This is a genomic window from Pseudomonas sp. GW460-LB5, from assembly GCF_059423245.1.
On record NZ_JBWKXT010000028.1, the window covers coordinates 1 to 23,307 of the forward strand.

Consider the following 23,307-nt stretch of genomic DNA (forward strand, 5'->3'; position numbering starts at 1 on the left):
TGTCGTTCCGATGTCGCTGGAAGTGGGGCGCATTATAAGGGGATTCAGAAGGGCGTCAACCTTTAATTTCAAGAAACCCTGATATTGCTGAAAAACAAAGCGGGGAGGCCTTTCGGCCTCCCCGCGTTATTGACCTACCTTAAAGGCTAGGGAATGCAAACTGCGACGCTTCATGGCTGGAACGCTGCGGCCAGCGCTGGGTAATCGCTTTGCGACGGGTATAGAAGCGCACCCCATCCGGCCCATAAGCATGCAGATCACCGAACAGCGAACGCTTCCAGCCGCCAAAGCTGTGATAGGCCACCGGGACCGGCAGCGGCACGTTTACACCGACCATGCCCACTTCGATCTCGTCGCAGAACAGGCGCGCCGCTTCACCGTCACGGGTAAAGATGCAGGTACCGTTGCCGTACTCGTGATCATTGATCAGCTGCATGGCCTGCTCCAGGCTGTTCACACGCACTACACACAGCACCGGGCCAAAGATCTCTTCTTTATAGATGCGCATCTGCGGGGTCACCTTGTCGAACAGGGTGCCACCCACGAAGTAGCCATCTTCATTGCCGGCCACACGCAAACCACGGCCATCTACCACCAGCTTGGCACCAGCAGCAACACCGTCATCGATATAACCCACTACCTTGTCACGGGCAGCAGCAGTCACCAGAGGGCCCATGTCCAGGCCACACGAGGTGCCGGCACCAATCTTCAGTGCCTTGATCTGCGGCTCCAGTTTGGCAATCAGGGCATCGGCCACCTGATCGCCCACGCAGACCGCCACCGAAATAGCCATGCAACGCTCGCCGCACGAACCGTAGGCGGCACCCATCAGTGCGCTGACGGCGTTGTCCAGGTCGGCATCCGGCATCAGTACTGCGTGGTTCTTCGCGCCACCCAAGGCTTGTACGCGCTTGCCGCGCTTGGTGCCTTCGGCATAGATGTATTCGGCGATCGGCGTTGAACCGACGAAGCTCAGTGCTTTTACTTCAGGCGCTTCGATCAGCGCATCCACCGCTTCCTTGTCGCCGTGCACCACGTTCAGGATGCCCTTCGGCAGGCCGGCTTCCAGCAGCAGCTGGGCGATGTACAGGGTCGAGCTCGGGTCACGCTCGGAAGGCTTGAGGATGAAAGCGTTGCCGCAGGCGATAGCCAGGGGGTACATCCACAGCGGCACCATGGCCGGGAAGTTGAACGGGGTGATGCCAGCGACCACGCCCAACGGTTGGAAGTCGGACCAGGCATCGATGTTCGGGCCGACGTTGCGGCTGTACTCGCCCTTCAACACTTCTGGTGCTGCGCAGGCGAACTCAACGTTCTCGATACCGCGCTTCAGTTCGCCGGCTGCGTCTTCCAGGGTCTTGCCATGCTCTTCGCTGATCATCTGCGAAATCTTGGCTTCGTTCTGCTCCAGCAATTGCTTGAAGCGGAACATCACCTGGGCGCGCTTGGCCGGCGGGGTGTTGCGCCAGGCCGGGAAGGCCGCTTTGGCGGAGTCGATCGCTTCTTGCACGGTCGCGCGGCTGGCCAATTCGACCTTGCGCACAGCCTGGCCGGTGGACGGGTTGAAGACATCGGCGGTGCGCTCACCCTTGGAAACCAGCTCGCCATGGATCAGGTGCTGAACAATGCTCATGCAAAACTCCAGATAAAGAAGGTAAATGCAGGCGCGGGACACGTGCACGCGCCTGGCATCAAAATCGGAAAGATCAGTCGATCAGGTTCAGGTTTTCGCCAACGGCGTCGAACAGGCGATCCAGTTGCTGCGGCGTGGTGTTGAATGTTGGGCCGAACTGCAGGGTGTCGCCACCGAAGCGTACATAGAAGCCTGCCTTCCACAACTTCATCGCCACTTCGTAAGGGCGGACAATGGCATCACCGTCACGGGCGGCGATCTGAATGGCGCCGGCCAAGCCGTAGTTACGGATATCAACGACGTTTTTGGTGCCTTTCACGCCGTGCAGCAGCTTCTCGAAGTGCGGCGCCAGCTCGGCGGCGGACTGCACCAGGTTTTCCTTCTGCAACAGGTCCAGCGCGGCGATACCGGCGGCGCAGGCTACCGGGTGAGCCGAATAGGTGTAGCCGTGCGGGAATTCTACGGCGTATTCAGGGGTCGGCTGGTTCATGAAAGTCTGATAGATCTCGCTGCTGGCAATCACCGCGCCCATCGGGATGGCGCCGTTGGTTACCTGCTTGGCGATGCACATCAGGTCCGGGGTCACGCCGAACGCTTCGGCGCCGGTCATCGCCCCCATGCGGCCGAAGCCGGTGATCACTTCGTCGAAGATCAGCAGGATGTTGTGCTGGGTGCAGATTTCACGCAGGCGCTTCAGGTAACCCTTCGGCGGCGGCAGTACACCGGCCGAGCCGGCCAGCGGCTCAACGATCACCGCAGCGATGTTGGAGGCATCGTGCAGCTCGATCAGCTTGAGCATTTCGTCCGCCAGGGCAATACCGCCCTCTTCTGGCAGCCCCTTGGAGAAGGCGTTCACCGGCAGTACGGTGTGAGGCAGGTGGTCGACATCAAGCAACTGGCCGAACATCTTGCGGTTACCGTTGACGCCACCCAGGCTGGTACCAGCGATGTTCACGCCGTGATAGCCACGGGCACGGCCAATGATCTTGGTCTTGGTCGCCTGGCCTTTCAGGCGCCAGTAGGCACGGACCATCTTCAGCGCGGTATCGGCGCACTCGGAACCGGAGTTGGTATAAAAGACGTGATTCAGTTCACCAGGGGTCAGCTGGGTGATCTTCTCGGCCAGCTGGAACGACAGCGGGTGGCCAAACTGAAACGCCGGAGAGTAATCCAGAGTACTCAGCTGGCGGGTCACCGCGTCGGTGATTTCCTTGCGGGTGTGCCCGGCGCCGCAAGTCCACAGACCCGACAGGGCATCAAAGATCTTGCGCCCTTGGTCATCGACCAAATAGTTGCCTTCGGCCGCCACGATCAACCGTGGGTCACGGTGGAAGTTGCGGTTGGCGGTGTAGGGCATCCAGTGGGCATCCAGCTTGAGCTGGCTGGCGATACCGACGGTAGCGGTTTCGGGCATGTTCATCGGCGGTTCCTCGAAAGACGATTAGGCAACGATGGATGTTGTTGCAGCTAAATTGGCACGGCGATAAAGTCTGAAAAAGCCAACATTTCTAATCTTCAGACAGGCCGTGACTAAACTGATGAGCCGACGCCCCGATCCACTCGCCCAAGTCAGCGATTTCGACATCCGCTTGCTGAAGATCTACCGCAGCGTGGTCGAATGCGGCGGCTTCTCGGCCGCCGAAAACGTGCTGGGCATTGGCCGCTCGGCCATCAGCCAGCAAATGAACGACCTTGAGCAACGCCTGGGGTTGCGCCTGTGCCAGCGCGGCCGCGCCGGTTTCTCGCTGACCGAGGAAGGCCGCGAGGTCTACCATTCGGCACTGCAACTGCTAAGCGCCCTGGAAAGCTTTCGCACCGAGGTAAACGGCCTGCACCAGCACTTGCGTGGCGAATTGAACATTGGCCTTACCGATAACCTGGTCACCCTGCCGCACATGCGCATCACCCATGCCCTGGCCGAACTCAAGGACCGTGGGCCCGAGGTGCGTATCCAGATCCGCATGATCGCCCCCAGCCAGGTCGAACATGGCGTGCTCGACGGCAGCCTGCATGTCGGTGTGGTACCCCAAACCAGCCCGCTGTCGGGCCTTGAGTACCAACCGTTGTACAGCGAACGCTCGCTGTTGTATTGCGCCGTTGGGCACCCGCTGTTCTATGCCGATGACCAGCAGGTCGACGACGACCGCCTCAACAGCCAGGAAGCCATTACCCCCACCTTCCGCCTGCCAGCCGACATCCAGGCCCATTACCAGGCGTTGAACTGCACGGCCAGTGCTTCGGACCGCGAAGGCATGGCGTTTCTGATCCTCACCGGGCGCTACATCGGCTACCTGCCCGACCACTACGCCACGTTCTGGGTGCAGCAAGGCCGCTTGCGTGCCCTCAAACCCCAACAGCGCTTCTATGACCTGAGCCTGAGCTGGGTAACCCGCAAGGGCCGGCGGCCGAACCTGGTCCTGGAAAGCTTCCTGGAGAGCCTGGCTGCGACACGTTGATGCCAGTCTCTGCCGCAAACGCTTGTCACTTCGGCGCAGGCAGGTAATCTTGTCCGACAGCCGCAGCCACTGACCCGTACGGAATCGTCCATGACCCTAGAAGTCCCTGCGCACCGCCTCTCCGCCTCGGGCAAGCCCGCGGGCCGAATTCGCCAGAAAAACGAACAGGCCATTATCCAGGCAGCCGAAGACGAGTTCGCTCGCCATGGGTTCAAGGGCACCAGCATGAACACCATCGCCCTCAAGGCGGAACTGCCCAAGGCCAACCTGCACTACTACTTCACCAACAAGCTGGGCCTGTACATTGCCGTGCTCAGCAACATCATCGAATTGTGGGACAGCACCTTCAACGCCTTGAGCGTCGATGACGACCCGGGGGAAGCCCTGAGCCAGTACATCCGCACCAAGATGGAGTTCTCCCGGCGCAACCCACAGGCTTCGCGGATTTTCGCCATGGAAGTGATCAGCGGCGGCACCTGCCTGACCGAATACTTCAGTGCCGACTACCGCGAGTGGTTCCGTGGCCGGGCTGCCGTGTTCCAGGCGTGGATCGATGCGGGCAAGATGGACCCGGTCGATCCGGTGCACCTGATCTTCCTGCTATGGGGCAGTACCCAGCACTACGCCGACTTCGCCACCCAGATCTGCCAGGTCACCGGCCGCAGCCGCCTGACCAAGCAGGACATGGAAGAGGCGAGCAACAACCTTATCCACATCATTCTGAAGGGCTGCGGCATCAAGCCGGCTGTGTAACCGTCATTTATGCCTTCTACCCTGCTCGACCTCTGCGAATACCGCGAGGAAATACGCAAAAGCCGCTTCATCACCCTTGCCGGGCCGATCAGCAGTGCTGCCGATGCGATGAGTTTCATCGAACGCCACAGCGACTTGGCTGCCACTCACAACTGCTGGGCCTGGAAGCTCGGCGCGCAGTATCGCAGCAGCGATGACGGCGAACCCGGCGGGACCGCAGGCAGGCCGATCCTGGCCGCTATCGAAGCGCAGGACTGCGACCAGGTCGTGGTGCTGGTGATCCGCTGGTACGGCGGCATCCAGCTGGGCACTGGTGGCCTGGCCAGGGCCTATGGCGGCGGCGCCAACAAGTGCCTGCAACAGGCGCCCAAGCGGCTGCTGGTGCAGCGCAGCGAATTCACCTGCAGCTGCAGTTTCAGCGAACTTGCGTTGGTAAAACTTCGGCTGGCGGAGGTCGACGGCCTGGTAATGGATGAACAGTTCACTGCCAATGGCGTCGACCTGCTGATTGCGCTCGGTGACGCCCACCTGGCGCCGCTGCAGCAGCAACTGGCTGACCTGAGCCGCGGGCGCATCCTGCTCGAAGCACGCTGAACATTGCCCACAACAACTGTGGGCCCGCCTGTGGATAAGCTTGGGGCAATCGCTTGCAGGCTACAGTTTTCATAGCCTGCAGAGCTTTGATCATATTTTGATCACCGTTTGATGACAGCCGCAAAGTGCTGAAAGCCCAAGAGTTATCCCCAATACGCAACCCGACGGACGGGCCTGCACCGCCCTGAGCTTGCACACAATAACTGTGGACCAGCTTGTGGATAACCCGTGCGCCAACAGGCGCAACACCCGGCCAGGCAAGGCCCGGGTGCAGCTGATCACTTTTTATACAGCCATTGGCAAGGCAGTGACTGCCGCTGTGCATTATCCTCAATACCTTTCCTTACCACCGACCATGGAGCGCGTTCACATGGCTAACGCAAAAACCGCACTTATCATTGGCGCTTCGCGCGGGCTTGGCCTTGGCCTGGTGCAGCGCCTGAACGAAGACGGCTGGAACATCACCGCCACCGTGCGCAACCCGCAGCAACCCCGCGCCCTGGCAGACGTGCCTGGCGTGCGCATCGAACAGCTGGAAATGAACGACACCGCCCAGCTCGATGGCTTGCAACAACGCCTGCATGGCCAAGTGTTCGATCTGGTGTTCGTTAACGCGGGCGTCATGGGGCCCTTGCCGCAAAACCTGGAAACGGTACAGTGCAGCGACATCGGCGACTTGTTCATGACCAATGCCGTGGCCCCGATCCGCGTGGCCCGTCGCCTGGTGGGCCAGGTACGCGAAGGCAGCGGCGTGCTGGCCTTCATGAGTTCGATCCTGGGCAGCGTGACCATCCCCGACGGTGGTGAAATCTGCCTGTACAAGGCCAGCAAGGCAGCGCTGAACTCAATGATCAACAGCTTCGTGGTCGAGCAACAGCGCCCCGACCTGTGCGTACTGGCCATGCACCCAGGCTGGGTGAAAACCGACATGGGTGGCGAAAACGCCGAAATTGACGTGTTCACCAGCACCCGCGGCATGCTCGACCAGATCAATGCACAAAGCGGCACCGGCGGCCTGCGCTTCATCAACTACAAGGGCGAACCCTTGGTCTGGTGATTCACCGGGTCGCAGCCTGGCCGGGCGCAATGCCCGGCCAGGCCCTGTAGAATGGCGGCAACCGTACCTGATTGAGATGATCCACTATGTATGACTGGTTGAACGCCCTGCCCAAGGCCGAACTGCACCTGCACCTGGAGGGCTCGCTGGAGCCTGAGTTGCTGTTCGCCCTGGCCGAGCGCAACAAGATTGCCCTGCCCTGGGCCGATGTGGAGACCTTGCGCGGTGCCTATGCCTTCAACAACCTGCAGGAGTTCCTCGACCTGTATTACCAGGGCGCAGATGTGCTGCGTACCGAGCAGGACTTTTACGACCTGACCTGGGCCTACCTGCAACGCTGCAAAGCCCAGAACGTGATCCACACCGAACCGTTCTTCGACCCGCAAACACACACCGACCGCGGCATCCCCTTCGAGGTGGTGCTCAATGGCATCAACCAGGCGCTGAAGGATGGCCGCAAGCAGCTGGGCATCAGCAGTGGCCTGATCCTCAGTTTCCTGCGCCACCTCAGTGAAGAGGAAGCGCAAAAAACCCTCGACCAGGCCCTGCCGTTCCGCGAAGCGTTCATTGCCGTTGGCCTGGACAGCTCGGAAATGGGCCACCCGCCGAGCAAATTCCAGCGCGTTTTCGACCGTGCCCGCAACGAAGGCTTTGTTGCCGTTGCCCATGCCGGCGAAGAAGGCCCGCCCGAGTACATCTGGGAAGCGCTGGACCTGCTGCAAATCAAGCGTATCGACCACGGCGTACGCGCCATCGAAGACGAGCGCCTGATGCAACGCATCATCGATGAGCAGATCCCGCTCACAGTGTGCCCGCTGTCCAACACCAAGCTTTGCGTGTTCGACCATATGAGCCAGCACAACATCCTGGACATGCTGGAGCGCGGCGTGAAGGTCACGGTGAACTCGGACGACCCGGCCTACTTCGGCGGCTACGTGACGGAAAACTTCCACGCCCTGCACACCCATCTGGGCATGACTGAAGACCAGGCCCGTCGCCTGGCGCAGAACAGCCTGGATGCCCGGCTGGTCTGATTGCACGACGGCGTTGCGCTTACCCAACCTGCAACGTTGCCACGCGGGCTATGCGATTGATCTGCTGGATGCCCAGCGCCGAGATATGCAATGCCCGCGTGTCCTCGGCCTCACGCATCCAGCCCGATTGCAGGAATAGCCTGAACAGTGCCTGGCCCAGCACACCGCCCAAGTGCGGGGCCTGGTCGTCCCACTCGGTGCAACGGCAAATCACGCAACCACGTTGCTGGTGGGGCGCCAAGGCATCGATGTAGACCCCGACCGAGGCCAACTGTAAACGCCCCTCGTCACTGACCATCAACTGTCGACCGCTACCTTCCAGCCAGCCGGCCACCACCAGTCGATGGTACAGCTCGCTGGCCAGTTCCCCGCCAAGGTGATCGCCACAACGGCGCGCCCGGCGCATCGACATGGGCAGCGGTGAGACCGGCGCCTTGGCACGCGCCCCTCTGGCGCTCTCCAACTGAACGCTGGCCAGGGCCTCCACGGCTGCCCCCACCTGCGGTGTCGCCAGGCGAAAATATCGCTTGCGGCCCCGCGCTTCATGCCTGAGCAAACCGGCCGACGACAGTAACGAAAGGTGCGCGCACGCCGATGACGAGGTCAGGCCGGTCATTATGGCGAGCTCATTGGCCAGCCGCGGCGTACCATCGATCAGTGCCCACAACATGGCACTACGCTTGGGGTCGGCCATCAGGCTGGCAATCTGGCTGATACTGCTGGCTGCGTTCATATCCCTGTAACTCCCTGCAAGTTCACTGTGTGGATGCGATGGCCAACTCTGGCAGGGCAGCGCCTCTCGCTGTCACTGGCCCGGGTCGCCAGTATAGGCCGCAGAAAACGCCGTTCAGGCGACCAGGTACCGACGCACCTACGGCGTAAAGCCACTGGGTATGCCTACCCATGGCAACCAGTGAAACGGCCTTGCAAAACTGCCCGAAGCCCGGTCAGTCAACGCTCTCACATACGCTCGCAATGGGGCTGAAATATCTTGATAAAAACAGACGCCCTGCAATTTCAGATACGGCCTACAGCGATGTTCCACAAATAGCGCGAAACGAAGCGAAGGTTCTGCAGATTTGCGGGCATTACGCCCAAGCAGGAAACGTGGTGTGGAAAATGCGCCTGTCGACCGTCAGTCAGGACACGGATACAGCTCGTGGCAGGCTAGAGGGGCAGCGCTACACTTGAGCGGCTCCCCCCTTCTGGAGGTATGCCGCGATGAAAATTGTCGTCAGCGCATCGAGCCGAAACCCTGCCTGCCCCTGGCAGGTCCAGCTCGATCAACACGTGGTCAGTTTCCGCAGCGAGGCTGAGGCGCGGGCCTTTGTCGCCACGCTGGAAACCCGCCTGCAGGCACCTCACCCGCTTATGCGGGACGCCTGGCCTGCAAGCGCCGGGTCAGCAGCGCGACACTGACCGCCAGTGCACCGCACACGCTGATCACCATCGCCATCGGTACCGCACTGCCATCATGCAGCACACCGACCAGTGCCGCCGCCCCTGCGGCGACGCTGAACTGCAAGCAGCCCATCAGTGCCGAGGCGCTGCCAGCCCGCGCACCCTGCCCGCTCATCGCGCATGCAGAGGCGTTAGGGATGATGCAGCCCAGGCTGGCGATGCAGATGAATAGCGGTACCAGCAGCGGCCACAACTGTGTCGGCTGCAAGGCAGCCACACCCAACAGCGCCAGGCCTGCCGCCAGGTACACCCACACCCCGCGCGCCAACAGAAACGCCGGCCCACGCTTGGCCAACAAACGTGCATTCACCTGCGCCACCAGGATAAAGCCGGCAGCGTTGGTGCCGAACAGCCAGCCGTAGTGCTCGGCCGGCACGTCATACAGCTTGATGAACACGAAAGGCGAACCAGCGATGTAGGCAAACATGCCGGCAATGGCGATGCCGCCGGTCAACGCATGGCCAAGGAACAACCGGTCAGCCAGCAACCGCAGGTATTGGCGCAAAGCGCCAGACAGCGGCTGACGCGGCATGTGCGCAGGCAGGCTTTCCGGCAGGCCCAGGCTGACCGCCAGCAGGCAGCCGGCACTGAACAGGCTCAAGGCCAGGAAAATCGACTGCCAGCCCGCGAGGTTCACCAGCACCCCGCCCAGCATCGGTGCCAGGATCGGCGCCAGCCCCATGACCAGCATCAGTTGCGAAAACACCTTGGCCGAGGCCACCGGGTCGCACTTGTCGCTGACGATGGCCCGCGACAGCACCATGCCGGCACAACCACCCAAAGCCTGGACGAAGCGTGCCAGCACCAGGGTGTCGAGGTTGGGGGCATAGGCACAGGCCAGCGACGCCAGGGTGAACAGGGTTACCCCGAACATCAGCGGTATGCGCCGGCCAAAGCGGTCGGCTACCGGGCCATAGGCCAACTGGCCGATAGACAGGCCGAGGAAGTAGGCGGCCAAAGTGGCCTGGATGTGTTTTTCATCGGTGGCGAACGCCTGCGCCATGGCCGGGAAGGCGGGCAGGTAAAAGTCGATCGCCAAGGGCCCGAACGCACTGAGTGCACCCAGGATGAGCACCATTCGCAGGTTCATCAGGAATCCATAGCAGGCTAAGCAAGTGCACAATTCTACCTGCTGTGGGGCCTACCAGGCTGAAAACATTTGCAACAAACCTGCGCGTTGCGAGGACAACTGCCTCGCTCGGAACCTGAAAACTGCCGTAGTCCCTGTGGGACCGGGCGTGCCTGCGAATCAGGCAACGCGGTGGATGGCACCGGTTACGCCGGTGTTCGCGGGCACGCCCGCTCCCACAGGTGAGTCTCCCACTGGCAAGTCTTCAGGCGAGTTCGGCCTGATAACCTTCATCACGAATGGCGGTAAGGATCTGCTCCTGCCCCAGTTCACTCTGCACTCGTACCTGCTTGGCCGCCAGGTCGATCTCGACCTTGGCCGCTGCATCCTGCTCCTGCACCGCGCGGGTCACGGCTTTCACGCAATGGCCACAGGTCATACCTTGTACATTGAACACTTGCATGGGGGTTGCCTCCTTCAGGTTTTCAACGAGTCTCAAGCTTGCCATCGGGGCAAGGTCAAGCCCTGCCAGCAACACCTGGGCTGGAAATCCGCGCCCGCGTCGGCCAAGCTTCGCGTTTGACGATCAGGCAAGCAGGAGATTCTTCATGTTCAGGGCAGCATTGGGCGTGGTCGGGCTATTGAGCACTCTGGCTGTGGTGCCACCGGCCAGCGCCGAGGGCAACTCGGACTACAGCGTACTGATCATCTCCCGGGAACGCCTGGAAGTGGCCACCAACTGCGAAATCGGCGTCTACCTCAACGATCAGCTTTCCGGGCGCGTGTTCCAGGAGCAGTCCACCTCCTTCAACCTGCCGCCCGGCCCGGTGGATGTGCGCCTGCGCCTGCTACCAGGGCAGGTGCCAGGCTGTGCACAGGGTATCGAAGATCAACGCAGCACACGTTTGAACTTGCAGTCGGGCCAGATCAACAAATACCGCATCGCCATGGGGCAATATGGGTTGGAGTTGAAGCGAGCCGGCCTGGGCTATTGACCTTACCTGCATGGCAAGGTTGATGCTGGAGGCCTGTCCAAGGAGGAGAGCCATGCCCGCATCCACCACGTATGACCTGCCGATCGCCGGCATGACCTGCGCCAGCTGTGCCGGCCGGGTCGAGCGCGCCCTGCGCAAGGTCACCGGCGCTGAACAGGTCAGCGTCAACCTCGCCACCGAACAGGCCCGGGTCCAGGCCCCGGCCAACAGCCTGCCCGCCCTGGTCGACGCCGTGCGCGAAGCCGGCTACAGCGTGCCCAGCCGTACTGTCGAATTGCAAATTGGCGGCATGACCTGCGCCAGCTGCGTTGGCCGCGTGGAGCGCGCCCTGGGCAAGCTGCCCGGGGTCGAGCAGGTCAGCGTCAACCTCGCCAGCGAACGCGCGCACCTCAAGGTGCTCGAGGCCCTCGACGATAACCTGCTGATCGACGCGGTGCAAAAGGCCGGCTATAGCGCCAGCCTGCCGCAAACGGTCAAAGACGAACAAAACGCTGCCCAGCGCAAATTGCGCAATGAGCGCCTGGCGGTCGGCGCAGCCTTGCTGTTGGCCCTGCCACTGGTACTGCCAATGCTGGTGCAGCCGTTCGGCCTGCACTGGATGTTGCCCGCGTGGGCGCAGTTCCTGCTGGCCACACCCGTGCAGTTCATACTCGGCGCACGCTTCTACGTAGCGGCCTGGAAGGCCGTGCGCGCCGGTGCCGGCAACATGGACCTGCTAGTGGCCCTGGGCACCAGCGCAGGCTACGGCTTGAGCCTGTACCAGTGGGCGCAGGCGCCTGCCGGCATGGTCCCACACCTGTACTTTGAGGCCTCGGCCGTGGTGATTGCCCTGGTGCTGCTGGGCAAGTACCTGGAGAGCCGTGCCAAACGCCAGACCGCGAGTGCCATCCGCGCTCTTGAAGCGCTGCGACCGGAACGCGCCGTGCGTATCGTCGACGGCCAGGAGCAAGATGTGGCCATCGCCCAGCTGCGCCTGGGCGACCTGGTACTGGTCAAGCCCGGCGAGCGGTTCCCGGTCGATGGTGTGGTCGAGGACGGCAGCAGCCATGCCGATGAAGCCCTGATCAGCGGCGAGAGCCTGCCGGTGCCCAAGCAACCCGGCGACAGTGTCACCGGTGGTGCCATCAATGGCGAAGGCCGGTTGCTGGTGCGCACCCAGGCGCTGGGCACCGAAACCGTGCTGGCCCGTATCATCCGCCTGGTCGAAGACGCCCAGGCCGCCAAGGCGCCGATCCAGAAGCTGGTCGACCGGGTCAGCCAAGTGTTCGTCCCGGCTGTGCTGGTGCTGGCACTGATCACCCTGATCGGCTGGTGGCTGGCCGGCGCACCGCTGGAAACCGCGCTGATCAACGCCGTAGCGGTGCTGGTCATCGCCTGCCCCTGCGCCCTTGGCCTGGCCACGCCTGCAGCAATCATGGCCGGCACCGGGGTTGCCGCCCGCCATGGCATCCTGATCAAGGACGCCGAAGCCCTGGAGCGTGCCCATGCGGTCAACTGCGTGGTCTTCGACAAGACCGGCACGCTTACCTCCGGCAGCCCACGGGTGGTCCACAGCCAGGCGCAAGTAGGCAGCAGTGCCAACCTGCACCGTCTGGCCGGTGCCCTGCAGCGCGGCAGCGAGCACCCACTGGCCAAGGCGGTGCTGGATGCCTGCGCCGATCAGGGGTTGGAGGTGCCAATTGTTACCGGCAGCCAGTCGCTGACCGGTCGCGGCATCGCCGGGCGTGTAGAGGACCGCGAGCTCGCCCTGGGCAACCGCCGCCTGCTCGACGAAAGCGCTCTGCAGCCCGGTGACCTGGCCGCCAAGGCCCAGGCCTGGGAAGCAGAAGGGCGCACCCTGTCGTGGTTGATTGAACGCGGCACTCAACCTCGTGTGCTGGGCCTGTTCGCCTTTGGTGACAGCCTCAAGCCCGGCGCCGCGCAGGCTATCGACACCCTGCGCGCACAGCACATCAGCAGCCACCTGCTGACCGGCGACAACCGCGGCAGCGCCAACGTGGTGGCTGACGCCCTGGGCATCGATGATGTCCATGCCGAAGTGCTGCCCGCAGACAAGGCCGCCACCGTGGCTGCGCTCAAGCAAAATGGCGTGGTCGCCATGGTCGGCGATGGCATCAACGACGCCCCGGCCCTGGCCGCCGCCGATATCGGCATTGCCATGGGTGGCGGTACCGACGTGGCCATGCAGGCCGCCGGCATCACCCTGATGCGAGGTGACCCGCGCCTGGTGCCTGCAGCCCTGGAAATCAGCCGCAAGACCTACGCCAAGATCCGCCAGAACCTGTTCTGGGCGTTCATCTATAACCTGGTCGGCATCCCGCTGGCGGCGCTGGGTTACCTCAACCCGGTACTGGCCGGCGCCGCCATGGCCTTGTCCAGCGTCAGCGTGGTCAGCAACGCGCTGTGGCTCAAGGCATGGAAACCCACCAGCACCACCGAGGAGGCGCCATGAACATCGGCCAGGCCGCCCGCCGCAGCGGGCTTAGCACCAAGATGATCCGTTATTACGAATCCATCGGCCTGCTCAAGCCTGCCACGCGCAGCGACAGCGGCTACCGCCTGTACCAGGCAGAAGACTTGCACAGCCTGGCCTTCATCAAGCGGTCACGCGACTTGGGCTTTTCCCTGGAAGAGGTCGGCAAGCTGCTGACCCTGTGGCAGGACCGCCAACGTGCCAGCGCCGATGTGAAAGCGCTGGCCATGCAGCACATTAATGAGCTGAACCGGCGTATCGAAGAGCTGGTGAGCCTGCGCGATACCCTCGGCGAGCTGGTTTCGCATTGCCAGGGGGACGACCGCCCGGACTGCCCTATCCTCAAAGACTTGGCCAATGGAGCTGCTGAAAGCTGCTGTCGCTGATCGTTCACCCGCGTTTGGTATGCCAAAAGTGTCCAAACACGACCGAATAGTCACCAACTGCGACTTTATCCAATAAATACGGGGGTTTTGCTTCATAAAACCGGGATGCTGCCGATGTATTGGCTACCTGCCTCGTGGGTCGACAATAAAAATTCCGGGAGCGTCGATGAGCATCAAACAGAAATTGACCTGGGCATTCGCGGTCATCGCCGGCTTGCCCATTGTCCTCGTGGCCACGCTGGTGGTCCTCAACCTGCGTGGTGAAGCCCGCGACGGATTCCTCGACGGTAGCAGCCGGGAAATCCGCCAGGTCAGCAACGCGATGAACATCTTCTTCCAAGGCATCAACCAGAACGTCGAGTACATGGCTTCCCAGCCAATGGTCGCCGCCACCGGCAGCGAGCTGAACAAGTACATGAGCGCCGCCCCGTCCTACGAACTGGGCGAGCAAGCCGGCAAGCTCCTTGATTTCATGACCCGTCTGGCCAACGCACACCCCTCCTATGCCTACCTCTCTTACGGGGTGAACGATGGCGGCTACACCGGCTGGCCAGCCGGGCAAAAGTTCGTCAATTACGACCCACGCACCCGCCCCTGGTACCAATTGGCCATGGCCAACCCGGGCAAGACCGTGCGTACCGGTGCCTACTACTGGGCCGCCGACGACGCGGTGCTGGTCAGCACCGTGCGGGCCGTGGCGAACCAGCTGGGCAACCCCGGCGGCGTGGTCAACATCGACGTATCGCTCAAGGGCCTGACCGAGATCGTCAAACAGATCAAGCTGGGTGAAAGCGGCTACCTGATGCTGGTTGAAAGCAACGGCAACGTCATGGTCGACCCTCGCGACGCCGCTCACAATTTCAAGCAGCTGGCCAGCTTCGGCGACGGTTATGCCGCACTGGCCAAGGCCGGCAAAGGCCTGGTGGAGGTCGAGCTCAATGGCGTGCGCTACATGGCTAACGTCTACCCCGACGAACAACTGGGCTGGACCTTCATCGGCCTGATCGAACAAAGCGAAGTGATGCAGAACACCACCCGGCTGACCTGGCTGATCGGCGTCATCGCCTTGGTGCTGGCCGTGCTGTTCGCCGTGGTCGGTGCGGCTTTCGCCAAACTGATCGTGCGCCCGATCAACAGCGTCACCAATGGCCTGGAAGACATTGCCCAAGGTGAAGGCGACCTGACTCGCAACCTGGAAATCCGTGGCCGCGACGAAACCGCGCAACTGGCCAGCTGGTTCAACCAGTTCCTCGGCGCCATTCGCAGCCTGATCCAGCACATCGGCGCTGCTGCCGGCAAGATCCTCAGCACCTCCAGCAGCTCCACCCGTGTTTCCAGCGACATGGCCGAAGCCGCAGGCCGCCAGCGCGAAGCCGTGGACATGGTGTCAACCGCCTTTCACGAAATGGTCGCCACCGCCAACGAAGTGGCGCGCTCCTGCAGCCAGGCGGCGCAGTCGGCCGACAGCGGTCAGCAGCAAGCCCGCGAAGGCCAGCAGCAGATCGATGCCGCGGTGCAAAGCGTCGACCGCCTGAGCCAGGAAATCGAACAATCTGCGCAGTCGATCCAGCAACTGGAGCGTGACAGCAACGCCATCCAGTCGATCCTCGGTACCATCCGCTCGATTGCCGAACAGACCAACCTGCTGGCCCTCAATGCTGCCATCGAAGCCGCCCGTGCCGGTGAACAGGGCCGTGGCTTTGCCGTGGTGGCCGACGAAGTGCGGGCCCTGGCCAAGCGCACTGCCGACTCCACTGCCGAAATCGACGGCCTGTTGGGTAACCTGGCCAGCCGCACGGCCGAAGTGGCCGAGCAGATGCATGCCAGCCTGGAAGTGTCGCAGCAGTCGGTGAGCCGTATCGGCCTGGCCCGCGACAGCTTCGGGCAAATCCGTGAGTCGGTGGATGTGATTCGTGACATGAACACGCAGATCGCCACGGCGGCCGAGGAACAACACCAGGTGGCCGAAGACATCAACCGGCACATCAGCCAGATCCACGGGGATGCGCAACTGGTGGCCGAACTGGCCCAGGCGGCGCGACAGGACTCCGAGAGCCTGGCTGGGCTGTCCAATGAACTGGACTCGCTGGTGCGCAGGTTCCGCACCTGATTGATGCATTGCCTGTACCGGCCCTGTCGCCGGCAAGCCAGCGCCCACTGGACCCCGCTGCCCTCAGGGGCTTTGCAATCCCAGTGGCAGCTGGCTTGCCGGCGAGAGGGCCGGTACAGGCAGACCATGCCTAGAGTTTCAACTCGCCAGGGGTAGCCCCAAACAGCTGCTTGAACGCCGCAATGTAAGCCGAGGTGGAGTCATACCCACACCCCAACGCCGCCTCGGTCACATTCTCCCCCGCCTCCAGCAACGCCAGCGACGACAACAGCCGCATGCGCTGCCGCCAGTTGCGAAAGCTCAACCCCGTCTCCCGCTGGAAAAGCCGCATCAGCGTCTTCTCCGAACACGCCAGCTCCCGCGCCCATTGCTGCAAGGTCTGCGATTGGTCCGGTGCGGCGATCAAGCCATTGCACAGCGCCAGCAAGCCCGGGTGGCGTGGCAACGGCAGCGAAAACCCGACTTCCGGCAAGGTACGCAGCTGGTCCAGCAGCACTGCCACCAGACGCGCCTCGGCGCTATCGCCCTCCGGGTAGTCAGCCGGGAACAGGCAGAACTGCTTGATCAGCTCGCGCGCCAGTGGTGTCACCTCCAGCACCCGGCATTGCTCGGGTGCCCATGGGCAGGCATCGCGGCGCACATACAGGCTGCGCATCTCCGCCTGCATCGAGGTGACCACCTCGTGCTCGGCATCGGCAGGGATCCACACCCCCCACTGGGGCGGCGCAAAGTAGCTGCCGTCGCGCGTGTACACGCCGAGTACGCCGCTGATGGCGTAGGAAAACTGTACCCAGTCGTGCTGGTGGCGGGTGGTCCAGGAGCCGGCGCCGAGGCTTTCGGCACGGGCGTAAAGAGGCCTGGGCAAGTGGTCCAGCGCCGGGAGAGCGCGGGGGCGTCCGATGATCGGCATGGCGGTTTCTTATCGTTCTGAGCAGACAAGCCTAACAGCTCGGGGATATGACTGTGGCACCTGCGCTGCCTTCTTCGCGGGCTTGCCCGCGAAGCGGTCAATGCAATTTCTCTGGTACTCACCGCTCTACGATAACAGTCACCCCCTGCCCACCTGCCGCACAAATCGAAATCAGCCGGCGCCCCTTCCCCGCCGTCGCCAGCACCTTGGCCAGGTTGGCCAATATCCGCCCACCGGTCGCGGCGAACGGGTGCCCAGCCGCCAGCGAGCTGCCCTTGACGTTGAGCTTGCTGCGGTCAATCGCCCCAAGCGGCGCATCCAGCCCCAACCGCTCGCGGCAGTAGTCGGCATCCTCCCAGGCCTTGAGCGTGCACAGCACCTGGGCGGCAAAGGCTTCATGGATCTCGTAGTAATCGAAGTCCTGCAGGGTCAGGCCATTACGCGCCAGCAAGCGTGGCACGGCATACACCGGCGCCATCAACAGCCCTTCTCGACCCGTGACAAAATCCACTGCCGCAGTTTCACCATCGACCAGGTAAGCCAACACCTCAAGCCCTTGCTGCGCAGCCCATTGCTCCGTGCCCAGCAACACCACCGAGGCGCCGTCGGTCAGCGGCGTGGAATTACCCGCCGTCAGCGTGCCTTGGCCACTGCGATCGAAGGCGGGCTTGAGCCTGGCCAACTGTTCAAGGGTCAAGTCGGGACGCAAGTTGTTGTCCCGTGTCAGCGACAGAAACGGCGTCAGCAAGTCATCCTGCCAACCCTCGGCATATGCGGCGGCCAGCTGCTGGTGGCTGAGCAATGCAAGCTCGTCCTGCTCTGCACGGCCAATGCGCCAGGCCTGCGCCATGCGCTCGCAATGCTCGCCCATGGATAACCCTGTGCGCGGTTCGCCATTGCGTGGTAACTCGGGTTTCAGATGGTGAGGCCGCAGCTTGAGGAAAGGCTTGAGTCGCTCGCCCAGGCTTTTGCCACGATTGGCCTGCAGCAGGATGTGGCGCAGGCCTTCGTTGACGGCAATCGGTGCATCAGAGGTGCTGTCTACGCCGCCGGCAATACCGCAGTCGATCTGCCCCAGGGCAATCTTGTTGGCCACCAGCAGCGCAGCCTCAAGCCCGGTGCCGCAGGCTTGCTGGATGTCATAGGCCGGGGTCTGCGGCGACAGGCGCGAACCCAGCACACATTCCCGGGTCAGGTTCATGTCACGGGAATGCTTGAGCACCGCGCCAGCCACCACCTCGCCCAGCCGCAGCCCATGCAGGCGATAACGCTCGATCAGCCCTTCGAGGGCGACAGTGAGCATTGCCTGGTTGCTGGCGGTGGCATAGATGCCATTGGAGCGGGCAAAGGGAATTCGATTGCCGCCCAGGATCGCGACCCGGCGAGGTGAACGCATGTACATGTTCCTCCTGTAACAATTTGATCCGTACAGCCTAGGTGTTTTTACCGCATTCGAACGACCTTGCCACAAAGTTGGTCCACACTTTCATGCTTGCCTTTGCGGAGACCCAGTCATGAGCGATCGCTACCTCGGTTTTGCCAACTCCAACCTCGGCCGCCGCCTCGTGGATGCCCTTGGCCTGCCACGCCCGGCGCCGCTGGAGCGCTGGCAGGCCGGCCGCCTGCGCCCGGTTGAAGGGGCCCTGGTACTGGGTGGCGGGCCGTTGGCAGGCCAGGTCGAAGCCATTGCCCCGCGCCTGACCGACGCGCTTTACAGCTTTAACGCCGAGCACCTGCAGGCCGAACCCTGGGTAGCCGGCCTGGGGCCGAAAATCAAAGCCGTGGTGTTCGATGCCAGTCATCTGTCCGACAGCGATGCGCTGAAGCAGTTGCGCGAGTTTTTCCAGCCACTGCTACGCAGCCTGGCCCCATCCGCCCATATCGTGGTGCTGGGGCGCGCTCCGGAAAGCCTCGCCAACCCGTTGGCCAGCGTGGCCCAACGGGCCCTCGAAGGCTTCAGCCGCTCGCTGGCCAAGGAACTGCTCAACGGTGCGACCGCCCAGCTGCTGTATGTCGGGCCCGGTGCCGAAGACCAGCTGGAAGGCGCCTTGCGCTTCTTCCTCTCGCCCAAGAGTGCCTTTGTTTCAGGCCAGGTACTGCGCCTGGAAGCCTGCACCCGCCAGGTAGGCGACTGGACCCGCCCGCTGGGTGGCCGTCGCGCCCTGGTCACGGGTGCAGCGCGCGGCATCGGCGCGGCCATTGCCGAAACCCTGGCGCGGGACGGCGCCGATGTGCTGCTGCTCGATGTGCCGCAGGCCAGCCAGGACCTCGACGCCCTCGCTGCACGCCTCGGTGGCAAGGCGTTGCCACTGGACATCTGCGCCAGCGATGCGGCAACGCAACTGCTCGCGGCCCTGCGGGACGGCATCGACATCGTGGTGCACAACGCCGGCATCACCCGCGACAAGACCTTGGCCAACATGACCCCGGAATACTGGGACGCGGTCATGGCCGTCAACCTCAAGGCACCGCAAATACTGACCCAGGCGCTGTACGACAACGGCGCACTGGGGGAAAACGCGCGCATCACCCTGCTGGCCTCGGTCAGTGGCATCGCTGGCAACCGTGGGCAGGCCAACTATGCCACAAGCAAGGCCGGGCTGATTGGCCTGGCCCAAGCCTGGGCGCCACTGCTAGCCGCGCACGGCGGCAGCATCAACGCGGTCGCCCCCGGTTTCATCGAAACCCACATGACTGCGGCCATGCCCATGGGCCTGCGAGAGGCCGGGCGGCGCTTGAGCTCGCTGGGCCAGGGCGGGCGGGCGCAGGACGTCGCCGAGGCCATTGCCTGGCTTAGCCAGCCAGGCTCCGGGGCGGTCAACGGCCAAGTGCTGCGCGTATGCGGCCAAGCCTTGATGGGGGCGTGAACATGAGCAGAAGCTGGCACGACCTGCAAAGCCCGGCTACCCGCGCCAGCCTGTACCTGCGTGCAGCCAGCAAGCGCGGCATCAGCGGTGACCGCTTGCCGGACGATGGCCTGCGCTGTTTCATTCCGGTTCAGCCGGGCAACCTGGCAGCTTATCGACGGCTTTGCCACTTCACCGACGATGGCCGCTTGCCGGGCACGTATCCCCATATCATGGCATTCACGCTCCAGCTGCAGTTGATGACCGCCCCAGGCTTCCCTTTCCCGCTGCTCGGCCTGGTGCATCTGCACAACCGCATAGAGGTGCTGCGCCCGCTTGGTGGTATCGAAGGGCTGCGCTTTGCCGTGTATGCACACAACCTGCAGGCACATGCCAAGGGCGGCACCTTCGACCTGGTTACCGAGGCAAACGACGGCATTGGCCTGCTCTGGCGCGAGACCAGCCGCATGCTGGTGCGCGGCTTGAAGCTGGAGGGCGAAGCAGGCGAGCCTGCCGACGTTGAACCTGAGCCATTGCCCGAGGCCACCCGCTGGTACGCCGACAGTGACATAGGCCGGCGTTATGCCAAGGTGTGCGGTGACTACAACCCTATCCACCTCAGTGCCGCCAGTGCGCGACTGTTCGGCTTTCCTACGGCCATTGCCCATGGCATGTGGAGCAAGGCCATGGCCCTGGCGGCACTGCGCGGGCACCTGCCGCACAGCGGCTATGCCTTTGAAGTGGATTTTCGCAAACCGGTGAGGCTGCCTTCGGAGGTGGTGCTCAGTGCCAGTGAGGCAGGGCCTGTGGGGGCGTTGCGGCTGGATGGGCATGCCGGGGTGCTGCATATGGTCGGGCGCTGGGCTCCCCTCTAGAAGCGGTCTGCGCTTGCTTTGCATCGGGCCTGGGCCGAAGCTATGCAGCATTAGGAGACCCCCGATGAACCTGCAAGAACTCACCCAACGCCTGCACAAGATCCGCGACGAGAATGACTGGCGCGGCTTCCACAGCCCAAAGAACCTGGCCATGGCGGCCAGCGTCGAAATGGCCGAGCTGGTGGAAATCTTCCAGTGGCTGAGCGAAGACCAATCGCGCCAGCTGCCTGCCGACAAACTCGCCCACGCCGGCCAGGAGGTCGGTGATGTTGTGCTCTACCTGTTGCTGCTGTGCAGCGAGCTGGGCCTGGACATGGACCAGGTGGTGCGGGCCAAGCTGGCCGACAGCGAGAGGCGCTTCGCCCGATGAACGACCGTCACTTCGATGAGCTGGCCACCCGCTTTGCCGAGAAGATCTACGGCGGCGCCAAGGGCGCGATTCGTCTGGCCGTGCTGCAGGCCGACCTGGCCGAGGCGCTGCCCGATCGCCCGCTGCGCATCCTCGATATCGGCGCAGGGCTGGGCCACATGGCTTTGTGGCTTGCCCAGCGTGGCCACCACCTGACCCTGGCCGAACCCGCCGCCCCTATGCTCGACAGCGCCCGGGCGCGCTTTGCCGAGGCCGGCCAAAGCGCCACGTTCATCCAGGCCCCTTGGCAAGACCTGCTCGGCCAACTGACCGAGCCCTACGACCTGGTGCTGTGCCATGCTGTGCTCGAATGGCTGGCAGAGCCCGAAAGCATCCTGCCCGTGCTGCACCAGCTCACGGCCCCTTCGGGGTGGCTGTCACTGGCCTTCTACAACCGCGACGCGCTGGTTTATCGCAACCTGCTCAAGGGCCATTTCCGCAAATTGCGCAGCAACCGGCTGGAAGGTGAAAAGCAGAGCCTGACCCCGCAAAAACCCCTTGATCCACGCGAGCTCAAGGCGCAACTTGATTCTATGTGGCAGGTTGAAAGTGAGAGCGGCGTGCGGGTGTTCCACGATTACATGCCCAAAGACTTCCAGGGCAAGGCCGAGCTGCTCGACCTGCTGGAAATGGAACTGGCTTACCGCCGCCACCCCGGCTTCGCCGGGCTTGGCCGTTACCTGCACTGGGTCTGCCGCCCCCGTTGACCCGCCCGCCGGGAGGATACATGCCGTACCGTCTGCTGTGCCTGGCCCTGCTGCCGCTTGCCTTGGCTGCCTGCCAGGGCAGCAACCCCTATGTGGCCAGCAGCCGCCCGTTGCCCCCCGCCCCGGCCCAGGCGGCGACCACCTTCGACGCCAGCGCCTACCCGGCGCCCGCCCGGGATTACGGGCACTACCGCAGCTGGAGCTGGCGCAACGGCCAGCTGCCCAGCGGCCCGGCCAATGCCGACCCGGCGCAACTGGCCGATGCCGTCAGTGGCGCACTCGACCAGCATGGCCTGCGCCCTGCCCGAGGGGCCTCCGGCGATTTGCTGGTCAGCGCCAACATGCGCCTGGAAAAACGCTTGCGCCAGGTGCGTGACTACGACACCTACGACCCCTACTACGGCCCCTACCCCTACGGTGGTGTCGGCTATGGCGGCTATCGCCATGGCTACGGCGGCTATGCCAGCGTGCCCATCGTGCGCACCTATGAGGTTGAGGTGATGGTGGTGCGCATCGACCTGTACGACGCCCGCAGCGGCCAGCCGGTGTGGAGCGCCAGTGCCGAAAGCAGCAGCGACAAGGACTCGCCCCGTGAACGCGAAAGCGCCTTGCGCGATTCTGTGCACAAGGCGCTCAGCGGCTATCCTCCCAGTTAATCGCTAACGGAGAACCATCATGTTGCGCCGTCTCGTTCTACTGTCATTCGCGTTATTGCTTGCCGCCTGCTCCAGCAATAATGTCCAGCAGGACTTCGATGCCAGCCGCGATTTTGCCGCCTACCGCAGCTGGGCATGGCAGGAGCCGGGCCTGCAGTACCGCCCGGACGACCCACGCATAAAAAGCGACCTCACCGAACAGCGCATCCGCCAGGCGGTGGCTGGCCAGCTCGACCAGCGCGGCCTGCGCCCGGTACAAGGGGGAGCACGGCCTGACCTGACCGTACGCACATACCTGATCGTGGAGCAGCGCCAGCAACAGATCACCACCAACTACGGCGGTGGCTGGGGGGGCTACTGGGGCGGCTACTGGGGCGGCCCGATGTACAACGAAACCCGCAGTGTCGACTACAAGGTCGCCACCATTCAGGTCGACATGTTCGACGGGCGTGACGGCAAGCTGGTGTGGCGGGGCAGTGCCGAGCAAATCATGAACAACTACCCGCCAAGCCCGGAAGAACGCAACAGCGCCATTCAAAACACTGTGAGCAAGGTGCTGGCCAACTACCCGCCGGGTAGCAAGAAGTAACATTCAAACGCGGCTTTAGCATGCACCGCAACGCCTGTGGGAGCGGGCATGCCCGCGAAGCAGACACCGCGGTGCATGGCACGGGCTTCGCCCGTTTTCGCGGGCGCGCCCGCTCCCACTGTGACCGCGCCAGCTTTTGAATGTCGAACAAGGCAGTAGCACCCACCGGAACGGTGTCATGAGCGACAAAATCCATTTTGACCCCGCCTTTTTTGCCTTTCCAACGCCACTCGTGCGCAGGTTCTTGTCTATCTTCACATAAGGAAACCTGACTGACCGGGTAGATGTGTTCAA

General features: G+C 63.2%; 24 protein-coding genes and 1 pseudogene. 18 read left to right on the forward strand and 7 right to left on the reverse strand.

Annotation, left to right across the window (positions count from 1 at the left end; translation table 11 throughout):
- Positions 1-139: 139 nt before the first annotated feature.
- Positions 140-1,633 (reverse strand): CoA-acylating methylmalonate-semialdehyde dehydrogenase, encoded by a 1,494-nt coding sequence (locus AC07XM_RS17455; RefSeq protein ID WP_016484772.1) that lies wholly within the window; start codon positions 1,631-1,633, stop codon positions 140-142.
- Between the two features lie 73 nt (positions 1,634-1,706).
- On the reverse strand, positions 1,707-3,053 hold the full coding sequence (gene aptA, locus AC07XM_RS17460; RefSeq protein WP_016484771.1) for an omega-aminotransferase AptA: 1,347 nt from the start codon (positions 3,051-3,053) through the stop codon (positions 1,707-1,709).
- A gap of 115 nt (positions 3,054-3,168) precedes the next feature.
- Here aptA and AC07XM_RS17465 point away from each other — a divergent pair, with 115 nt between their 5' ends.
- From AC07XM_RS17465 to AC07XM_RS17485, 5 genes are all read left to right on the forward strand, one after another.
- Positions 3,169-4,089, forward strand: coding sequence for a LysR family transcriptional regulator (locus AC07XM_RS17465; RefSeq protein ID WP_024717596.1), 921 nt, complete (start codon positions 3,169-3,171; stop codon positions 4,087-4,089).
- Positions 4,090-4,179: 90 nt separating this feature from the next.
- Entirely contained in the window at positions 4,180-4,842 is a 663-nt protein-coding gene (locus AC07XM_RS17470) for a TetR/AcrR family transcriptional regulator (protein WP_016484769.1), read from the forward strand.
- A gap of 9 nt (positions 4,843-4,851) precedes the next feature.
- The gene (locus AC07XM_RS17475) at positions 4,852-5,436 is read left to right on the forward strand and encodes an IMPACT family protein (RefSeq protein ID WP_102667920.1); all 585 of its coding nucleotides are present in this window, start codon (positions 4,852-4,854) and stop codon (positions 5,434-5,436) included.
- A 370-nt stretch (positions 5,437-5,806) separates the two neighbouring features.
- A complete protein-coding gene (locus AC07XM_RS17480; protein ID WP_102689931.1) occupies positions 5,807-6,493 on the forward strand; it encodes an SDR family oxidoreductase in 687 nt (228 codons plus the stop codon).
- 86 nt (positions 6,494-6,579) lie between these two features.
- Entirely contained in the window at positions 6,580-7,527 is a 948-nt protein-coding gene (locus AC07XM_RS17485; RefSeq protein WP_016484766.1) for an adenosine deaminase, read from the forward strand.
- Between the two features lie 19 nt (positions 7,528-7,546).
- Here AC07XM_RS17485 and AC07XM_RS17490 read toward each other — a convergent pair whose 3' ends face one another.
- The gene (locus AC07XM_RS17490) at positions 7,547-8,260 is read right to left on the reverse strand and encodes an ArsR/SmtB family transcription factor (RefSeq protein ID WP_016484765.1); all 714 of its coding nucleotides are present in this window, start codon (positions 8,258-8,260) and stop codon (positions 7,547-7,549) included.
- A 170-nt stretch (positions 8,261-8,430) separates the two neighbouring features.
- Between AC07XM_RS17490 and AC07XM_RS17495 the strand changes: the two genes are divergently transcribed.
- Together AC07XM_RS17495 and AC07XM_RS17500 are read left to right on the forward strand one after the other, a co-directional pair.
- Entirely contained in the window at positions 8,431-8,718 is a 288-nt protein-coding gene (locus AC07XM_RS17495; RefSeq protein ID WP_146024547.1) for a hypothetical protein, read from the forward strand.
- Positions 8,719-8,748: 30 nt separating this feature from the next.
- The gene (locus AC07XM_RS17500; protein ID WP_080640992.1) at positions 8,749-8,946 is read left to right on the forward strand and encodes a hypothetical protein; all 198 of its coding nucleotides are present in this window, start codon (positions 8,749-8,751) and stop codon (positions 8,944-8,946) included.
- Here AC07XM_RS17500 and AC07XM_RS17505 read toward each other — a convergent pair.
- Together AC07XM_RS17505 and AC07XM_RS17510 are read right to left on the reverse strand one after the other, a co-directional pair.
- Positions 8,897-10,078, reverse strand: coding sequence for a multidrug effflux MFS transporter (locus tag AC07XM_RS17505; protein WP_016484764.1), 1,182 nt, complete (start codon positions 10,076-10,078; stop codon positions 8,897-8,899). The two genes, AC07XM_RS17500 and AC07XM_RS17505, sit on opposite strands and share 50 nt — an antisense overlap.
- A 244-nt stretch (positions 10,079-10,322) precedes the next feature.
- Positions 10,323-10,520, reverse strand: coding sequence for a heavy-metal-associated domain-containing protein (locus tag AC07XM_RS17510; RefSeq protein ID WP_016484763.1), 198 nt, complete (start codon positions 10,518-10,520; stop codon positions 10,323-10,325).
- 145 nt (positions 10,521-10,665) lie between these two features.
- Here AC07XM_RS17510 and AC07XM_RS17515 point away from each other — a divergent pair, with 145 nt between their 5' ends.
- From AC07XM_RS17515 to AC07XM_RS17535, 5 genes and pseudogenes are all read left to right on the forward strand, one after another.
- On the forward strand, positions 10,666-11,052 hold the full coding sequence (locus AC07XM_RS17515) for a hypothetical protein (protein ID WP_016484762.1): 387 nt from the start codon (positions 10,666-10,668) through the stop codon (positions 11,050-11,052).
- 52 nt (positions 11,053-11,104) lie between these two features.
- Entirely contained in the window at positions 11,105-13,504 is a 2,400-nt protein-coding gene (locus AC07XM_RS17520; RefSeq protein ID WP_102689930.1) for a heavy metal translocating P-type ATPase, read from the forward strand.
- Positions 13,501-13,911, forward strand: a complete 411-nt coding sequence (gene cueR, locus AC07XM_RS17525; RefSeq protein ID WP_016484760.1) for a Cu(I)-responsive transcriptional regulator — start codon at positions 13,501-13,503, stop codon at positions 13,909-13,911. Before AC07XM_RS17520 ends, cueR begins: the two co-directional genes overlap by 4 nt.
- A 364-nt stretch (positions 13,912-14,275) precedes the next feature.
- A pseudogene (locus tag AC07XM_RS17530) lies at positions 14,276-15,163 on the forward strand (cache domain-containing sensor histidine kinase); the annotation flags it as partial.
- Positions 15,164-15,292: 129 nt separating this feature from the next.
- Positions 15,293-16,021 carry a methyl-accepting chemotaxis protein gene (locus AC07XM_RS17535; RefSeq protein ID WP_371262323.1) on the forward strand — a complete coding sequence of 243 codons (729 nt, stop codon included), beginning with the start codon at positions 15,293-15,295 and terminating at the stop codon, positions 16,019-16,021.
- A 130-nt stretch (positions 16,022-16,151) separates the two neighbouring features.
- Here AC07XM_RS17535 and AC07XM_RS17540 read toward each other — a convergent pair whose 3' ends face one another.
- Complete coding sequence (locus AC07XM_RS17540; protein WP_016484758.1) at positions 16,152-16,931, reverse strand: AraC family transcriptional regulator; 780 nt, start codon at positions 16,929-16,931, stop codon at positions 16,152-16,154.
- A gap of 118 nt (positions 16,932-17,049) precedes the next feature.
- Positions 17,050-18,327, reverse strand: a complete 1,278-nt coding sequence (locus tag AC07XM_RS17545) for an acetyl-CoA C-acetyltransferase (RefSeq protein WP_102689932.1) — start codon at positions 18,325-18,327, stop codon at positions 17,050-17,052.
- 118 nt (positions 18,328-18,445) lie between these two features.
- Here AC07XM_RS17545 and AC07XM_RS17550 point away from each other — a divergent pair, with 118 nt between their 5' ends.
- The 6 genes from AC07XM_RS17550 (at position 18,446) to AC07XM_RS17575 (ending at position 23,013) form a co-directional block, all read left to right on the forward strand.
- Positions 18,446-19,798, forward strand: coding sequence for a 3-oxoacyl-ACP reductase (locus AC07XM_RS17550; RefSeq protein WP_102689929.1), 1,353 nt, complete (start codon positions 18,446-18,448; stop codon positions 19,796-19,798).
- A gap of 2 nt (positions 19,799-19,800) precedes the next feature.
- Positions 19,801-20,652: a MaoC family dehydratase gene (locus AC07XM_RS17555; RefSeq protein ID WP_102689928.1), complete on the forward strand. Its 852-nt coding sequence runs from the start codon at positions 19,801-19,803 to the stop codon at positions 20,650-20,652.
- Positions 20,653-20,716: 64 nt separating this feature from the next.
- Positions 20,717-21,022, forward strand: a complete 306-nt coding sequence (locus tag AC07XM_RS17560; protein ID WP_016484754.1) for a MazG-like family protein — start codon at positions 20,717-20,719, stop codon at positions 21,020-21,022.
- Positions 21,019-21,768: a methyltransferase gene (locus AC07XM_RS17565; protein ID WP_016484753.1), complete on the forward strand. Its 750-nt coding sequence runs from the start codon at positions 21,019-21,021 to the stop codon at positions 21,766-21,768. The genes AC07XM_RS17560 and AC07XM_RS17565 overlap by 4 nt, the downstream gene beginning before the upstream one ends.
- 20 nt (positions 21,769-21,788) lie before the next feature.
- Positions 21,789-22,424 carry a DUF4136 domain-containing protein gene (locus AC07XM_RS17570; RefSeq protein ID WP_060519223.1) on the forward strand — a complete coding sequence of 212 codons (636 nt, stop codon included), beginning with the start codon at positions 21,789-21,791 and terminating at the stop codon, positions 22,422-22,424.
- A gap of 19 nt (positions 22,425-22,443) precedes the next feature.
- Positions 22,444-23,013, forward strand: coding sequence for a DUF4136 domain-containing protein (locus AC07XM_RS17575; protein ID WP_016484751.1), 570 nt, complete (start codon positions 22,444-22,446; stop codon positions 23,011-23,013).
- Positions 23,014-23,307: the final 294 nt, after the last annotated feature.

Bases quoted from the DNA above. Each gene is read 5' to 3' on its own strand.
- AC07XM_RS17520 (WP_102689930.1), top strand. From the start codon at position 11,105: ATGCCCGCATCCACCACGTATGACCTGCCGATCGCCGGCATGACCTGC.
- AC07XM_RS17505 (WP_016484764.1), bottom strand. From the start codon at position 10,078: ATGAACCTGCGAATGGTGCTCATCCTGGGTGCACTCAGTGCGTTCGGG.
- AC07XM_RS17475 (WP_102667920.1), top strand. From the start codon at position 4,852: ATGCCTTCTACCCTGCTCGACCTCTGCGAATACCGCGAGGAAATACGC.
- AC07XM_RS17455 (WP_016484772.1), bottom strand. From the start codon at position 1,633: ATGAGCATTGTTCAGCACCTGATCCATGGCGAGCTGGTTTCCAAGGGT.
- AC07XM_RS17560 (WP_016484754.1), top strand. From the start codon at position 20,717: ATGAACCTGCAAGAACTCACCCAACGCCTGCACAAGATCCGCGACGAG.
- cueR (WP_016484760.1), top strand. From the start codon at position 13,501: ATGAACATCGGCCAGGCCGCCCGCCGCAGCGGGCTTAGCACCAAGATG.
- AC07XM_RS17545 (WP_102689932.1), bottom strand. From the start codon at position 18,327: ATGCGTTCACCTCGCCGGGTCGCGATCCTGGGCGGCAATCGAATTCCC.
- AC07XM_RS17480 (WP_102689931.1), top strand. From the start codon at position 5,807: ATGGCTAACGCAAAAACCGCACTTATCATTGGCGCTTCGCGCGGGCTT.
- AC07XM_RS17570 (WP_060519223.1), top strand. From the start codon at position 21,789: ATGCCGTACCGTCTGCTGTGCCTGGCCCTGCTGCCGCTTGCCTTGGCT.
- AC07XM_RS17515 (WP_016484762.1), top strand. From the start codon at position 10,666: ATGTTCAGGGCAGCATTGGGCGTGGTCGGGCTATTGAGCACTCTGGCT.
- AC07XM_RS17535 (WP_371262323.1), top strand. From the start codon at position 15,293: ATGGTGTCAACCGCCTTTCACGAAATGGTCGCCACCGCCAACGAAGTG.
- AC07XM_RS17470 (WP_016484769.1), top strand. From the start codon at position 4,180: ATGACCCTAGAAGTCCCTGCGCACCGCCTCTCCGCCTCGGGCAAGCCC.
- AC07XM_RS17510 (WP_016484763.1), bottom strand. From the start codon at position 10,520: ATGCAAGTGTTCAATGTACAAGGTATGACCTGTGGCCATTGCGTGAAA.
- AC07XM_RS17565 (WP_016484753.1), top strand. From the start codon at position 21,019: ATGAACGACCGTCACTTCGATGAGCTGGCCACCCGCTTTGCCGAGAAG.
- AC07XM_RS17490 (WP_016484765.1), bottom strand. From the start codon at position 8,260: ATGAACGCAGCCAGCAGTATCAGCCAGATTGCCAGCCTGATGGCCGAC.
- AC07XM_RS17495 (WP_146024547.1), top strand. From the start codon at position 8,431: ATGGCAACCAGTGAAACGGCCTTGCAAAACTGCCCGAAGCCCGGTCAG.
- aptA (WP_016484771.1), bottom strand. From the start codon at position 3,053: ATGAACATGCCCGAAACCGCTACCGTCGGTATCGCCAGCCAGCTCAAG.
- AC07XM_RS17555 (WP_102689928.1), top strand. From the start codon at position 19,801: ATGAGCAGAAGCTGGCACGACCTGCAAAGCCCGGCTACCCGCGCCAGC.
- AC07XM_RS17540 (WP_016484758.1), bottom strand. From the start codon at position 16,931: ATGCCGATCATCGGACGCCCCCGCGCTCTCCCGGCGCTGGACCACTTG.
- AC07XM_RS17500 (WP_080640992.1), top strand. From the start codon at position 8,749: ATGAAAATTGTCGTCAGCGCATCGAGCCGAAACCCTGCCTGCCCCTGG.
- AC07XM_RS17485 (WP_016484766.1), top strand. From the start codon at position 6,580: ATGTATGACTGGTTGAACGCCCTGCCCAAGGCCGAACTGCACCTGCAC.
- AC07XM_RS17575 (WP_016484751.1), top strand. From the start codon at position 22,444: ATGTTGCGCCGTCTCGTTCTACTGTCATTCGCGTTATTGCTTGCCGCC.
- AC07XM_RS17550 (WP_102689929.1), top strand. From the start codon at position 18,446: ATGAGCGATCGCTACCTCGGTTTTGCCAACTCCAACCTCGGCCGCCGC.